Source organism: Mycobacterium senriense, from assembly GCF_019668465.1.
Lineage (GTDB): Bacteria > Actinomycetota > Actinomycetes > Mycobacteriales > Mycobacteriaceae > Mycobacterium > Mycobacterium senriense.
In genome coordinates, this window is sequence record NZ_AP024828.1 from 704462 (window position 1) to 717114 (window position 12653).

Genomic DNA, 12653 nt, shown 5'->3' on the forward strand with positions numbered 1-12653 from the left:
ACGTGCGTGAAGACTACACCCGGGACCGGGCGCTGCGGTGGCGGTACTAAAAGGGCTTACTTCGCCTTTTCCAGAATTTCGACGAGCCGCCAACGTTTGGTCGCCGACGTGGGGCGGGTCTCCATCAGGGAGACGCGGTCGCCGATCCCGGCGGTGCTGTTCTCGTCGTGCGCCTTGACCTTCGTGGTGGTCCGGATGATCTTGCCGTACAGCGGGTGACGCACGCGGTCTTCGAGCTCGACCACGATGGTCTTCTGCATCTTGTCGCTCACCACGTAGCCGATGCGCACCTTGCGGCGGCCCCGCACCTTCGGGTTGGCCGGAGTGTTCTTGGGGCCCTTGTCCTTCGACGCGGCCTCGGTTGCGGCGGCCTTCTTGGGGGCAGCCTTCTTGGCTTCTGCCATCACGATTCCTTACCGTCGGGCCCGGAAGCCAAGCCCAGTTCTCGTTCGCGCAGCACGGTGTAGACGCGCGCGATCTCCTGACGCACCGTGCGGAGCCGGCGGTTGTTGGTGAGCTGTCCGGTCGCCATCTGGAAACGCAGATTGAAAAGCTCTTCCTTGGATTCGCGCAACCGCTCGGCCAGCTCCTCTTCGGTGAGCTCGCGCAGTTCGCCAGGCGAAATTCCCACGGCCATCAGAACTGATCCTCTCGAGTCACGATGCGTGCCTTGATCGGCAGCTTGTGGATAGCGCGGGTCAGCGCCGCCCGGGCGGTCTGCTCGTTGGGGTAGCTGAGTTCGAACAGCACCCGGCCCGGCTTGACGTTGACGACCCACCACTCCGGCGAACCCTTACCAGAACCCATGCGGGTTTCGGCGGGCTTCTTGGTCAGCGGGCGGTCCGGGAAGACGTTGATCCACACCTTGCCGCCACGCTTGATGTGCCGGTTGATGGCGATACGAGCGGACTCGATCTGCCGGTTGGTGACGTAGGCGTGCTCCAGAGCCTGGATGCCGTAGTCACCGAAGTTCACCGCCGTGCCGCCACTGGCGATGCCGCGCTGGCGGGGGTGGTGCTGCTTGCGGTGTTTAACCCTGCGGGGAATCAACATGATTCAGCTCTCCGTGCTTTGTGGTTCTGCAGCGGGTGCGGACTGGGTCGCGCTGGCTGCCCCGCCCTCTTCGGCGCTCGCGGCCGCGCGGCCGGCCTCGGTGCTGGTGGCCGTGGTGCCCGACGCGCCACTGCGGCGCGGGCGGGTGCCCGACGGACGCTCGCGGCGCGGACGCTCGGCGCCCGCCGGAGCGGCGGCGGCCAATTCGCGCTTCCCACCGACGACGTCGCCTTTGTAGATCCACACCTTCACGCCGATCCGGCCGAAGGTGGTCTTGGCTTCGTACAGGCCGTAGTCGATGTCGGCGCGCAGCGTGTGCAGCGGCACCCGGCCCTCGCGGTAGAACTCCGACCGGCTCATCTCGGCGCCACCGAGACGACCGGAGCACTGCACCCGGATGCCCTTGACGTTGGGCTGACGCATCGCCGACTGGATCGCCTTACGCATCGCGCGGCGGAATGCCACGCGGTTGCTCAGCTGCTCGGCGACGCCCTGGGCCACCAATTGTGCCTGCGACTCCGGGTTCCGGACCTCGAGGATGTTGAGCTGCACCTGCTTGCCGGTCAGCTTCTCCAGGTCGGCACGGATCCGGTCAGCCTCGGTGCCGCGGCGGCCGATCACGATGCCGGGGCGCGCGGTGTGGATGTCCACCCGGACCCGGTCGCGGGTGCGCTCGATCTCCACGTCGGCGATGCCGGCGCGCTCCAGGCCGGTCGAGAGCAGCCGCCGGATCGCGACGTCTTCCTTGACGTAGTCCGCGTACTGCTTGTCGGCGTACCAGCGTGACTTCCAGTCGGTGGTGATGCCCAGCCGGAAGCCGTGCGGATTGATCTTCTGGCCCACTAGTCTGAGCCTCCCTTCGCGTCAGAGGTCTCAGACGTCTTGGCTTCTGCTTTCGCCGCGGCCTTCGTCGCGGGCGCCTTGGTCGCGGCCTTCTTGGCGGGTGCCTTGTTGGCCGGCGCTTTCTTGGCGGGTGCCTTCGCGGCGGCCTTGCTGGCCTCGGCGCGGCGGGCGCGGGTCGACTTCGCCGATCCCTGGTCCTTGCCCGGCCGGCTTTCCACCACGACCGTGATGTGGCTGGTGCGCTTGCGGATCCGGAACGCGCGGCCCTGGGCGCGCGGACGGATGCGCTTGGCGGTGGGGCCCTCGTCGGCGTAGACGGTGGCGACCACCAGGGTCGCCGGGTCCAGTCCGTTGTTGTTCTGTGCGTTGGCCGCGGCACTGGCGATCACCTTGGCCACCGGCTCACTGGCGGCCTGCGGCGCCCAGCGCAAGATGTCCAGCGCGTCGGCCACCGAGCGGCCGCGCACCAGGTCGATCACCCGGCGCGCCTTTCTCGGCGACACCCGCACGAAACGTGCTTTGGCCACCGCCGAGGGGAATTCCGTTGTGGTCATCGCCGTTTGGCCTTCCGGTCGTCCTTGATGTGTCCCTTGAAGGTGCGGGTGGGCGCGAATTCACCAAGCTTGTGGCCGACCATCGCCTCGGTGACGAACACCGGGACGTGCTTGCGTCCGTCGTGGACGGCGAAGGTGTGGCCGATGAAGTCAGGAATGATCGTCGAACGCCGCGACCATGTCTTGATCACCTGTTTGGTGTTCTTCTCGTTCTGCGTGTCCACCTTCTTGAGCAGGTGGCCATCGACGAACGGGCCCTTCTTCAGGCTGCGTGGCATGTGCTACTCCTGACTTCCTAGCGACCGTGCTTCTTGCCGGTGCGCCGGCGTCGGACAATGAGCTTGTTACTGGCCTTGTTCGGGTGGCGGGTGCGGCCCTCCGGCTTGCCCCATGGGCTCACCGGGTGGCGACCACCGGAGGTCTTACCCTCACCACCACCGTGCGGGTGGTCCACCGGGTTCATGACGACACCACGGACCGAAGGGCGCTTGCCCTTCCACCGCATCCGGCCGGCCTTGCCCCAGTTGATGTTCGCCTGCTCGGCGTTGCCGACCTCGCCGACCGTGGCGCGGCAGCGCACGTCGACGCGGCGGATCTCACCGCTGGGCATACGCAGCGACGCGTAGGTGCCCTCTTTACCGAGCAGCTGGATGCTGGACCCGGCCGACCGCGCCAGCTTGGCGCCACCGCCCGGGCGCAGCTCCACGGCGTGGATCACGGTACCGGCCGGGATGTTGCGCAGCGGCAGGTTGTTGCCCGGCTTGATGTCGGCGTTCGGGCCGCACTCCACCACGTCGCCCTGCGAGAGTCCCTGCGGCGCAATGATGTAACGCTTCTCGCCGTCCAGGAAGTGCAGCAGCGCGATGTTCGCGGTGCGGTTGGGGTCGTACTCGATGTGCGCGACCTTGGCGTTGACGCCGTCCTTGTCGTTGCGACGGAAGTCGATCACCCGGTAGGCGCGCTTGTGGCCACCACCCTTGTGGCGGGTGGTGATGCGGCCGTGCGCGTTTCGCCCACCGTGGCCGTGCAGCGGACGCACCAGCGACTTCTCCGGGGCGGAACGAGTGACCTCGGAGAAATCGGACACGCTCGAGCCGCGACGGCCCGGGCTCGTCGGCTTGTACTTACGAATTGCCATGTCTAATCAGGTTTCCTCTCGCGGCGGCTACGCCGGTGCCCCGAACAGATCGATCGGCTTGCTACCCGGCGCCAGCGTGACGATGGCCCGCTTGGTGCTCTTGCGCTTGCCGAATCCGGTCCTGGTGCGCTTCCGCTTACCTTGCCGGTTCGCGGTGTTCACCGATGCGACCTTGACGGAGAAGATCTTCTCGATAGCGATCTTGATCTGCGTCTTGTTCGAATCGGGGTGCACCACAAACGTGTACACGTTGTCGTCGAGCAGCGAATAGGACTTCTCCGAGATGACCGGGCCGAGAATGATGTCGCGGGGGTCAGTGATGGTCGCCATCTAGGCCGAAACCTCCACATCTTTATCGGCGGCACCGCCGGTGGCCCCGGCGATGTAGGCGTTGAGCGCCTCAACACTGAACACCACGTCGTCGGAGCGCAGCACGTCATAGGTGTTGAGCTGGTCGGGGGTCAGGATGTGCACACCGGGGAGGTTGCGCACGCTCTTGGCGCCGGCCTCGTCGCTGCGTCCGATCACGACCAGCACCTGCTTGCGGTCGGTGAGCGTGCCCAGGAACGCCTTCGCGTTCTTCGTCGAAGGGGTTTGGCCGGCGACGATTTCGGTGATCGCGTGGATGCGGCCGTTGCGCGCCCGGTCGGACAGTGCGCCGCGCAACGCCGCGGCGATCATCTTCTTGGGCGTGCGCTGGCTGTAGTCGCGGGGCTTGGGCCCGTGCACGATGCCACCGCCGGTGAACTGCGGGGCACGCGTCGAACCCTGTCGGGCGCGGCCGGTTCCCTTCTGCCGGTACGGCTTACGGCCACCGCCACTGACGTCGCCACGCGTCTTGGTCGAGTGCGTGCCCTGACGTGCGGCCGCCCGTTGCGCGGTGACGACCTGGTGCATCAGCGCGATGTTGGCCGGGGCGTCGAACAATTCGGCCGGCAGCTCGATCGAGCCCTCGACCTTGCCGCCCGGCGTCTTGACGTCAATCTTGAGCGTCTTGGAGCCTTCTGCCATCACTTCTCACCTCGTTTGACCGCGCTGCGGACCACGACGAGTCCACCGGTGCGGCCGGGGACCGCACCCTTGATCAGCAGCACGCCGTTCTCGGTATCGACTTTGTGCACCAACAGGTTCTGGACGGTCACGCGATCGCTACCCATCCGGCCCGACATCCGGGTGCCCTTGAACACCCGGGCGGGGGTGGCGCAGCCGCCGATCGAACCCGGGCGGCGGTGCACCGCCTGGGCACCGTGGCTGGCGCCCTGCCCACGGAAGCCGTGGCGCTTCATGGTGCCGGCGAAGCCCTTGCCCTTGGAGGTGCCCGTGACGTCGACGTAGGCGCCGTCGGCGAAGATCTCCGCCGTCAGCTCCTGGCCGACCTCGTACTCGGCGGCCGCCTCGGGGTTCTCCAGCCGCAGCTCGGCCAGGAACCGGCGCGGGTTCACGCCCGCGGCGGCGTACTGACCGGTCACCGGCTTGTTGACCTTGCGGGGACTGATCTCGCCGTAGGCCAGCTGCACGGCGCTGTAGCCGTCCTGCTCGGGGGTACGGATCCGGGTCACCACGTTCGGGCCGGCCTTGACGACCGTCACCGGCACGATCCTGTTGTTCTCGTCGAACACCTGCGTCATGCCCAGCTTGGTACCCAGAATGCCTTTTCTTGCCATGAGTCTGGATCTCCTACTGGATGTTGACGTCGACACTGGCCGGAAGGTCGATGCGCATCAGCGCGTCGACGGTCTTCGGCGTCGGGTCGAGGATGTCGATCAGCCGCTTGTGCGTGCGCATCTCGAAGTGCTCCCGCGAGTCCTTGTACTTGTGCGGTGAGCGGATGACGCAATACACGTTCTTCTCAGTCGGCAGCGGCACCGGACCTACAACACTGGCACCCGTGCGGACGACGGTCTCGACGATCTTGCGCGCCGACGCGTCAATAGCCTCATGGTCGTAGGCCTTAAGCCTGATGCGGATCTTCTGTCCCGCCACGCTTCTCCTACCCTCACTCCTGTTGAGGCCCGATATTCGGGCCTGGTGCCACCGGCGCGTCGATCGGGCCGGCCAACTCTGGGCCGATCGAGCGTTGCGCCGGATATTGCGCCGCTGTTTACCTGTCGTGGTCCACCGGCCCCCGCGGTCGGGCGTGTCACCCTCACGCAGCCTCATCCGCGATCGAAATTCATCGCTCTCAAAGGGTGGGACCGGACGCGCCCGTTTGGACGCTGGTCGTATGCCCGACCAGGCGCAAACCCGGCTCAAGGCAACCTGAACAGTATGCCTCAGATCCTGGCCCGAACAAAATTCAGCCACGATCTCGGGCCGAATCGGCCGGACCGGACCCCTGGACGGTAGCACTGGGGGGTAAACGCGCCGGTCAGAGACCTCGAGGCGGCGGGTGCCGCGGCCTCAGGCGCCGGTCGATTCGATGTTCGCTGCGCCGGCCCCGCCGCACTGCACATGTAAGAAGCCGTCGACAGCCGCCAGCGCGCACTGGTGGTAGTCGAAATCGGGCAGCGTGGACAGGCGGCCCAGCACCAGCGGGCCGATGAGCAGGGCGATCGCCAGCGACCGGTCCACCTCCCCCAGCTCGGCGGCCTCCGGGCTGTCGAAGATGACGTCGAAGGGCTCGGCGTACTGCTGGGCGATGCGCTCGCGCAGGGTGGTGATCGCCGAGCTGTCGGCGTTGTGGCTGTGCCGGGGCTCGGGCAAGCCCTCCAGGTCGCGCCCCAGCGCGAGCCACGACATGGCGGACATGACGGTGGGCGCCTGGGCGACGGATTCCGCCTGGGCGAGCACCACCGCGACCAGCCGGTCACGCAGCGATCCCTCGGCGGGCGGGGTGGGCGACGCCGGGATGAGGTTGTTGAAAGCCGCTGCCAGTAGGTCATTTCCGCTCGGGAAGTGGCGATACAGCGTCGCCCGGGCCACGTTGGCGGTGCGGGTGACCGCGTCGACCGTTACCGCGCTGGGACCCCCGGCACGCAGCAGCGTGACGGCGGCTTCCAGCAGCCTGGCCCGCGACCTCGCGGGGCGCGGGTCGGACGTCCCAGAGTCGATTGTGACCCACCTTCCTGTTTGAGAACGAGACTATCGGTCTACCTACAAGACTATTGGTCTCGAAAATTCGCGCGCTCCCAAGGAGGCGAACCCCATGGTCGAAACCCTCGTCCAGTCTGACCAGCGTACTGACGGGATCGGCATCGGCGATAGCTTCCGGGCCCGAAACTGGACGCTGGCCGTCGCCTGCATGGCCGTCGCCCTGGTGGTGGCCTCGATGACAGCTCTGAACACCGCGCTCGGCGACCTCGCGGTGGCCACCTCGGCCACCGCGTCGCAGCTGAACTGGGTCGTCGACGGCTACACCGTGGCTCTGGCGTGCCTGCTGCTTCCGGCCGGCGCGATCGGGGACCGCTACGGCCGGCGCGGTGCGCTGCTGACCGGACTGCTGGTGTTCGCGATCGGTTCGATGGCCCCGGCGCTCCTGCACAACCCGGCCCAGATCATCGCGGGCCGGGCGGTGGCCGGGATCGGCGCCGCGTTCGTCATGCCCGCCACGCTGTCGCTGCTGACGGTGGCCTATCCAAAAGACGACCGCACCAAGGCCGTTGGCATCTGGGCCGGGACGGCCGGTTCCGGCGGTGTCCTGGGCATGCTGGGTTCGGGCCTGTTGCTTCGCTTTTGGGACTGGCACGCCATCTTCTGGTCGCTGGGCATCGCCGGGCTGGTGATCTTCACGCTGGCCTGCACGGTCGCGTCGTCGCGCGAGAGGGATGCTCCCCGGGTCGATGCGCTGGGCGCGGTCCTGATCGGCGCGGCGGTCGCCATCGCCGTGGCCGCCATCCTGGAAGCGCCCGGGCGCGGCTGGAGCGATCCGGTGGTGTGGGGCGGGCTCGTCGTCGGCGCGGTGATCGCCGCGGCGTTCGGCGCCGTCGAGTTGCGCCTGGCCCTGCGGGGCCGGCAACCGCTGCTCGACGTCCGGCTGTTCGCGGACCCCAACTTCGCCACCGGGGTGACCGCGATCGTCATCCTGTTCGGCGCCACCTTCGGCTTTTTCTACATCGGCATGCAATACGTGCAGCAGATCATGGGTTATTCCGCGCTGGCGACGGCGATCGCCTTCGGGCCGTTCATGGTTCCGCTGGGCATCTTCTCGGCCCTGTCGTTCTGGTACGTGCCCAAGCTGGGGCTGCGGCTGGTGTTGTTCGTCGGCACACTGCTGATGGCGGTCGGGTTCGGGTGCATGTACGGGCTGGACCTGCACCCGACGTACTTCGAATTCGCGTGGCCCACCTTGATTCTCGCCACCGGAATCGGAATCTGCACGGCACCGACGACTTCGGCGATCATGGGTGCGGTTCCCGACGAGAAGCAGGGGGTGGCCTCCGCGGTGAACGACACGTCTCGCGAGATGGGCGGCGCACTGGGCATCGCGGTGGCCGGTTCCATCCTGGCCGGCCGCTACTCGCACGAGCTCGCGCCCAGGCTGGTGGGGTTTCCGGCACCGGTCCGCGGCCAGGCCACCGACTCGCTGGCCAAGGCGGTGGAGATCGCCGGCCGGCTCGGGCCCCAGGGGCGGCAGCTGGCCGACATCAGCAAGTCCGCGTTCCTGGCGGCCCTGCACGCCTCCACCATCACGATGGCCGCGATCGTCGCCGTCGCCGCCGTGGCGATCGGGGTGTGGGCTCCCGGTCGCGACGGCCGCCAGCTACGCCCGGTGCGGCGGATGCTGTCCCGGCGCTGAGCGTCGGTTCGATCACCGCCAATGTCGTTGTCCGACAGCCGATTCAACATGCGCGAAGCCGCCGCAAAAGCTTGCAACCGCCCGCCGTTTCTGGTATCAGAGATATATATCGACTAAAACAGATCATCTCTGTACGGCGAGGTGGATGTGGTGTTGATGGGCGTTACGAGCGTGGTCGAGCCGGCATGCGCGGCGATCAGCGAGGCGGCGGCGATCGTGGAGGCCGAATGGATGCGCCTGCGGCGACCGAGCGTGCCGGTTCGATACCCCGACTACGAGTTGACCGCGGCGCGGCGAGGCCGGCGCCGCACGACCACGCTGGTCGCCACCGTGCCGTTGCGCGTCGGGTGCTCGACGCGACCGCGTGCCGCCGGAGCCCGATGGCCGGTCTCCCTCGTGTGGGCGCGGCAGCGTTCACCTCCGTCGTGCCAACGTCTTTCGTAGTTCGACGAAAGGAGGTAACGCACAACAGACCAGCACGGGTTATCGCAGAATGAGACGGCGCTCGTGCCGTCCACGAATATTGTGACGCATTGTTCGCGCGACGCACACCCGCACGCGCACAGCCACTGTCGTGGCCATCTACGTGGACCGCATGATATTCGCCGCCTCTTCCGGGCGGGCCGCCGCGGACCGATCCTTTCGGTTACCGCGCCGCGGCCCGCCCACTGCCCGTGTTCACCGAACGAACTCCGCGGCCCGATGCCCGATCATCACAATCGTGGCGTGCGGGCCTCGGCTGGTGATCGCGGGCAGGATCGAGCCGTCGATCACCCACAGGTTGTCGATGCCCAGCACCCGGCACCGGGGGTCGACGACGGCGCGCGGGTTGCCGTCGGCGCCCATCGGGGCGGTGCCGCACAGGTGTTGCGAGGTCGACCAGACGGCCGCCGCGGCATCGATTGTGCCGCCGGCCAAGTCGCGGGCCAGCTCGCTGCCCCGCCGCAGCGCCGCGACGTCCTCGGGCTCGCTGTCGTAGCGGTGCTCGATTCGCGGCGCCACGTCGGGGTCGGCCGAGACCAGCGTGATGCGCCCCCGCGCGCGCGGCTGCATGAGCGCCACCCCCAGGTGTGGCCAGTCGGCGTGCCCGGCGGTGCCATCGCCGGTCATCGCCACGAATCCGCCCGTGTAGGGCCTGATCTCGAGGTCGTCGGCCGTGCTGAGCACCACTTCGAGTACCGGCCGTCTGGGCGCCACCGTCCAATCGGTGGGCAGCACCCACTCGGCATGATCGCTGAACGACATGCCGACCGGCAGCGGCGCCACCACCAGCACGCCGGCGGCGCGCAACATCTTTTCTTCTCCGAACCCGGAAAGCATCAACAGGCGTGCCGTCTCAATCGCGCCGGCGCACAACACGACTCGGTCGGCGGTCAGGGTCAGACGGCCGTGCGGGTTGACCACGTCGACGCCGACCACGGCGGTGCCGGCGAAACGCAACCTTGCTACCCGGGTCCGCGCGTGCAGGCGCAGGTTCGGCCGGCCCAGCGCCGGAATCAGGTATCCCGCGCCGGATCCCCGCCGCACGCCGTCGACGATGTTGAGCGGGACGGCACCGATCCCCGAAACCTGATCCGGTGCAGCATCATTGAGGTCGGCGATCCAGCCGAATCCGGCGCGTTCGGCGGCGGCGATGAATCGCTCGGTGGTCCCGGTCATTTCGCGCGTGCGGCGCACCTGGATGGGACCGCTGTCGCCGTGGGCGGGACCGTCGAAGTCCAGGTCGGTCTCGATGGCACGGAAGCTGTCCAGCACGTCGTCCCATCCCCAGCCCGGCATGGCCATGCGGTCGAAGTCGCGCGGCAACCCGCGGCAGAAGTAGCCGCCGTTGATCGCGCCCGATCCGCCCACCGTCGCCCCCCGCACGAGGGGATGCTGGCGGGCGGGTTCGTTGGTGAGGCGGGTTTGGTAGCGCTGCACCAGCGGACTGCCGACACCTATCGGCAACTGCAGCCCGTTGGCGGTCTGAGCGAGCAGTCCCGGATCATCGAGCGCCGGCCCTGCCTCGACGACGGTCACCGCGCACCGCGAATCGGCGGAAAGACGTTCCGCAACAACCGATCCTGCACTGCCGGCACCGACGATCAGCACATCGCTGTGCGAGGCGGCTGTGGTCAAGGTGGTATTTAACTCCGGAACTGGGGTTTCAGGGCGCGCACATTGCGTTCCCGTAGCACACCCCACCACAACCCGAGCCCATATGCCAGGTCGTCGACGCGCTTGAGCACCAGGTAGGTCGGCAGCCCGATCGGTTCGACATCGTCACTGATGGCGTCGCGGCGGCGCAGCCAATCGACCACCCCGTCCATCACGGCCGCGACCAGGACCACCCGCCGGAAATGGCGCGACATGGTGGCGGCCACCAACGCCAGCGGCCAGTAGTGCCGGCACAGCGCCGACGCCAGCTGCAGCGCCGCCGACCACAGGCCACGGCCCGCGATCATCGCGACATCGGTCATCGACGTCTCGGCGCTGCGCATCGCCCGCGCGATCCGGCGGCCGGTCAGCACGGCCAGGACGATGGACGCCAGCCGCGACAGGGTGGACCCGAAGGCCATCAGGATCCACGTCATCAGCGCCCAGCCGGAGATCACCACCGGCGCCGTCTTGTCCGGGTGGCGCACCGACAGCGGAGCCGCCGAACCGCCGTAAAACGCTTTGCGCGCAAGCCAATCCCGCAACTCGGTGCGGTGGTCGTGGGCGACCAGCGCGATCGGCTCGTAGCGCAGCCGGGTGCCCGACTCGATGAGTCGCCAGCACAGGTCGACGTCCTCGCCGGACTGCAGGGTCTCGTCGAAGCCGCCGACCTCCCGGATCGCCGAGCACCGGCAGATGATCGCCGCGCTGGGCACGTAGGACACCGTGCTGTGCGGCAGCACCGGCGCCTCGCGCTCGCCGAGGTCAAGCGAGGAGTGCACCGCCTCGTAGCGCGCCACCACGTTCTCGCTGTGCGACAGGCCGACGATGCGGGGCGCGACCAGGCCGACCGTGGGATCGCAGAAGTGACCGAGCAGCGCCTCCAGCCAGCCTCGGCGCGGTGCGACGTCAGAGTCCAGGAAGGCGACGAAGTCCGTCCGGCAGGCCCCCAGCCCGGTGTTGCGGGCCGCCGCCGGGCCCTTGCTGCGGTGGTGGCGCAGCACCTCGATGTCGCAGTGCGCGCCGACGAAGTCTTCCGGCTCGATCGGGGGGAACGAGCCGTCGTCCACCACGACCACGCGCAGGCCGCGCAGGGCGCTCACCAAGCGCCGCACCCCAGAAAGGTTGTCCCGCACCGGGATTACCACCGTCACGTCATGGTGCGATGGGCCGCCGGCGGGCCGTGGATGGGCCACGGTGGCGTCCAGGAGGGTGCGGGCGAGTTGGGCGCTGAGCTCGTCACGCACCTTCAGCCGGCCATCCGAGAGCATGTCCTGCGCGGCGGGCGCCAACTTCAGCAACCGGGTCGGCGAACCGCCCAGCAGCGCCGAGCCGTCGCCGAGCACCCGCACGCGGCGGTCGACCTGGACGGCGAACCCGTCCGGAAGCCGGTGCGGTCTCATGTCAGCATCCCGTCGGGCCCGGGGCGCCACCGGGAGACCCGCCGGACGGAGCCGTCGACCATCTCGGCGAAGATCCGCTCGCCCTCGGCGGCGGTGGCGGTGGTCGGGTCGCCCAGCACCCCGACCGGGCTGACCGCCGCGACTCCCCCGCGGCGCATCGACCCGAGCAACTCGGGCAGGGGGGCGGTGTTGCCGGCCACCGACTGTTCGGCCCGGACCACGGCCGGCGAGATATGCAGCAACACCGAGGTTTCGGTATGGCCGGCGTGGGCGTCGCCGCCGGCGGTCAGACAGGGGCACCAGCCGGCGTCGCGGCCCTCGCTGCGCAACAGGGCCACCGCGCTCTTCAGCGCCTCGACGTTGCCGCCGTGGCCGTTGACGAAGACCAGGCGCCGGGCCCAGCCGGCCGCTGACCTGCCGTACTCGACCAGCAGCAACGTCAGCGCCTCGGTGCCCAGGGAGATCGTTCCGGCGAAACTCTGGTGCTCGCCGCTGGCGCCGTAGGCGATGGCCGGCGCCACCAGCCATTCATGCCCGAGGCGGGCTCGAGCGCCGCCGGCGACCGCGGTCGCGATCCGGGTGTCGGTGTCCAGCGGCAGGTGCGGACCGTGTTGTTCGGTCGACCCCACCGGAACCATTACCGACGCCGACGTGCTTGATAGCTGGCTCGACGTCGCGGTTGCCAAATCGCCGAGTACGGACACTCGGTGATGGTAGGACGAATTCACCTGGCGTGCACCAATTGTTGAAGCTTGAAAAAAACTTTTTTTCTGGGTCGTTCACTGGGCGTT

Annotated in this window: 17 protein-coding genes and 1 pseudogene; 3 read left to right on the forward strand and 15 right to left on the reverse strand. The window is 68.4% G+C overall.

Translation table 11 applies throughout. The features are described from left to right. Nucleotides 1–56 precede the first annotated feature (56 nt). From rpsQ to rpsJ, 11 genes are read right to left on the reverse strand one after another with little or no spacing between them, the layout of a single operon-like run. Nucleotides 57–404 carry a 30S ribosomal protein S17 gene (gene rpsQ / locus MTY59_RS03445; RefSeq protein ID WP_221044432.1) on the reverse strand — a complete coding sequence of 116 codons (348 nt, stop codon included), beginning with the start codon at nt 402–404 and terminating at the stop codon, nt 57–59. Continuing rightward, complete coding sequence (gene rpmC / locus MTY59_RS03450) at nt 404–637, reverse strand: 50S ribosomal protein L29 (protein ID WP_007773580.1); 234 nt, start codon at nt 635–637, stop codon at nt 404–406. Before rpmC ends, rpsQ begins: the two co-directional genes overlap by 1 nt. After that, nucleotides 637–1053, reverse strand: a complete 417-nt coding sequence (gene rplP, locus MTY59_RS03455) for a 50S ribosomal protein L16 (protein WP_007773582.1) — start codon at nt 1051–1053, stop codon at nt 637–639. Before rplP ends, rpmC begins: the two co-directional genes overlap by 1 nt. A 3-nt stretch (nt 1054–1056) precedes the next feature. Beyond that, a complete protein-coding gene (rpsC, locus tag MTY59_RS03460; RefSeq protein WP_221044433.1) occupies nt 1057–1896 on the reverse strand; it encodes a 30S ribosomal protein S3 in 840 nt (279 codons plus the stop codon). Continuing rightward, nucleotides 1896–2450, reverse strand: a complete 555-nt coding sequence (gene rplV, locus MTY59_RS03465; RefSeq protein WP_221044434.1) for a 50S ribosomal protein L22 — start codon at nt 2448–2450, stop codon at nt 1896–1898. The genes rpsC and rplV overlap by 1 nt, the downstream gene beginning before the upstream one ends. After that, the gene (rpsS, locus tag MTY59_RS03470; protein ID WP_007773585.1) at nt 2447–2728 is read right to left on the reverse strand and encodes a 30S ribosomal protein S19; all 282 of its coding nucleotides are present in this window, start codon (nt 2726–2728) and stop codon (nt 2447–2449) included. The genes rplV and rpsS overlap by 4 nt, the downstream gene beginning before the upstream one ends. A 17-nt stretch (nt 2729–2745) precedes the next feature. Further along, on the reverse strand, nt 2746–3588 hold the full coding sequence (rplB, locus tag MTY59_RS03475) for a 50S ribosomal protein L2 (protein WP_064883828.1): 843 nt from the start codon (nt 3586–3588) through the stop codon (nt 2746–2748). Between the two features lie 27 nt (nt 3589–3615). Next, on the reverse strand, nt 3616–3918 hold the full coding sequence (gene rplW / locus MTY59_RS03480) for a 50S ribosomal protein L23 (RefSeq protein ID WP_007773589.1): 303 nt from the start codon (nt 3916–3918) through the stop codon (nt 3616–3618). Further along, nucleotides 3919–4599 carry a 50S ribosomal protein L4 gene (gene rplD, locus MTY59_RS03485; protein WP_415822905.1) on the reverse strand — a complete coding sequence of 227 codons (681 nt, stop codon included), beginning with the start codon at nt 4597–4599 and terminating at the stop codon, nt 3919–3921. It lies immediately after the preceding gene. Further along, on the reverse strand, nt 4599–5252 hold the full coding sequence (rplC, locus tag MTY59_RS03490) for a 50S ribosomal protein L3 (protein WP_221044436.1): 654 nt from the start codon (nt 5250–5252) through the stop codon (nt 4599–4601). Before rplC ends, rplD begins: the two co-directional genes overlap by 1 nt. Before the next feature lie 13 nt (nt 5253–5265). Further along, nucleotides 5266–5571, reverse strand: coding sequence for a 30S ribosomal protein S10 (rpsJ, locus tag MTY59_RS03495; RefSeq protein WP_003873519.1), 306 nt, complete (start codon nt 5569–5571; stop codon nt 5266–5268). A gap of 154 nt (nt 5572–5725) precedes the next feature. On the opposite strand from rpsJ, the pseudogene MTY59_RS27885 reads away from it, so the two are divergent. Beyond that, nucleotides 5726–5934, forward strand: a pseudogene (locus tag MTY59_RS27885) (hypothetical protein). A gap of 54 nt (nt 5935–5988) precedes the next feature. On the opposite strand, the gene MTY59_RS03500 reads toward MTY59_RS27885, so the two are convergent. After that, nucleotides 5989–6588, reverse strand: coding sequence for a TetR/AcrR family transcriptional regulator (locus MTY59_RS03500; RefSeq protein WP_221046243.1), 600 nt, complete (start codon nt 6586–6588; stop codon nt 5989–5991). A gap of 145 nt (nt 6589–6733) precedes the next feature. On the opposite strand from MTY59_RS03500, the gene MTY59_RS03505 reads away from it, so the two are divergent. Together MTY59_RS03505 and MTY59_RS03510 are read left to right on the forward strand one after the other, a co-directional pair. Beyond that, nucleotides 6734–8323, forward strand: a complete 1590-nt coding sequence (locus MTY59_RS03505; protein WP_221044437.1) for an MFS transporter — start codon at nt 6734–6736, stop codon at nt 8321–8323. A 156-nt stretch (nt 8324–8479) separates the two neighbouring features. Further along, entirely contained in the window at nt 8480–8767 is a 288-nt protein-coding gene (locus MTY59_RS03510; RefSeq protein ID WP_221044438.1) for a hypothetical protein, read from the forward strand. 234 nt (nt 8768–9001) lie between these two features. On the opposite strand, the gene mftG is transcribed toward MTY59_RS03510, so the two are convergent. The 3 genes from mftG to mftE are packed head-to-tail and all read right to left on the reverse strand — an operon-like array spanning nt 9002 to nt 12590. Then, on the reverse strand, nt 9002–10441 hold the full coding sequence (gene mftG, locus MTY59_RS03515) for a mycofactocin dehydrogenase MftG (protein ID WP_221044439.1): 1440 nt from the start codon (nt 10439–10441) through the stop codon (nt 9002–9004). Between the two features lie 8 nt (nt 10442–10449). After that, a complete protein-coding gene (gene mftF / locus MTY59_RS03520; RefSeq protein ID WP_221044440.1) occupies nt 10450–11862 on the reverse strand; it encodes a mycofactocin biosynthesis glycosyltransferase MftF in 1413 nt (470 codons plus the stop codon). Beyond that, nucleotides 11859–12590, reverse strand: coding sequence for a mycofactocin biosynthesis peptidyl-dipeptidase MftE (mftE, locus tag MTY59_RS03525; protein ID WP_221044441.1), 732 nt, complete (start codon nt 12588–12590; stop codon nt 11859–11861). Before mftE ends, mftF begins: the two co-directional genes overlap by 4 nt. Between the last annotated feature and the right edge of the window lie 63 nt (nt 12591–12653).

Coding starts and splice junctions, on each gene's coding strand:
- rpsQ (WP_221044432.1), bottom strand. CDS start 404: ATGGCAGAAGCCAAGAAGGCTGCCCCCAAGAAGGCCGCCGCAACCGAG.
- rpmC (WP_007773580.1), bottom strand. CDS start 637: ATGGCCGTGGGAATTTCGCCTGGCGAACTGCGCGAGCTCACCGAAGAG.
- rplP (WP_007773582.1), bottom strand. CDS start 1,053: ATGTTGATTCCCCGCAGGGTTAAACACCGCAAGCAGCACCACCCCCGC.
- rplV (WP_221044434.1), bottom strand. CDS start 2,450: ATGACCACAACGGAATTCCCCTCGGCGGTGGCCAAAGCACGTTTCGTG.
- rpsS (WP_007773585.1), bottom strand. CDS start 2,728: ATGCCACGCAGCCTGAAGAAGGGCCCGTTCGTCGATGGCCACCTGCTC.
- rplB (WP_064883828.1), bottom strand. CDS start 3,588: ATGGCAATTCGTAAGTACAAGCCGACGAGCCCGGGCCGTCGCGGCTCG.
- rplW (WP_007773589.1), bottom strand. CDS start 3,918: ATGGCGACCATCACTGACCCCCGCGACATCATTCTCGGCCCGGTCATC.
- rplD (WP_415822905.1), bottom strand. CDS start 4,599: ATGGCAGAAGGCTCCAAGACGCTCAAGATTGACGTCAAGACGCCGGGC.
- rplC (WP_221044436.1), bottom strand. CDS start 5,252: ATGGCAAGAAAAGGCATTCTGGGTACCAAGCTGGGCATGACGCAGGTG.
- MTY59_RS03505 (WP_221044437.1), top strand. CDS start 6,734: ATGGTCGAAACCCTCGTCCAGTCTGACCAGCGTACTGACGGGATCGGC.
- MTY59_RS03510 (WP_221044438.1), top strand. CDS start 8,480: ATGGGCGTTACGAGCGTGGTCGAGCCGGCATGCGCGGCGATCAGCGAG.
- mftF (WP_221044440.1), bottom strand. CDS start 11,862: ATGAGACCGCACCGGCTTCCGGACGGGTTCGCCGTCCAGGTCGACCGC.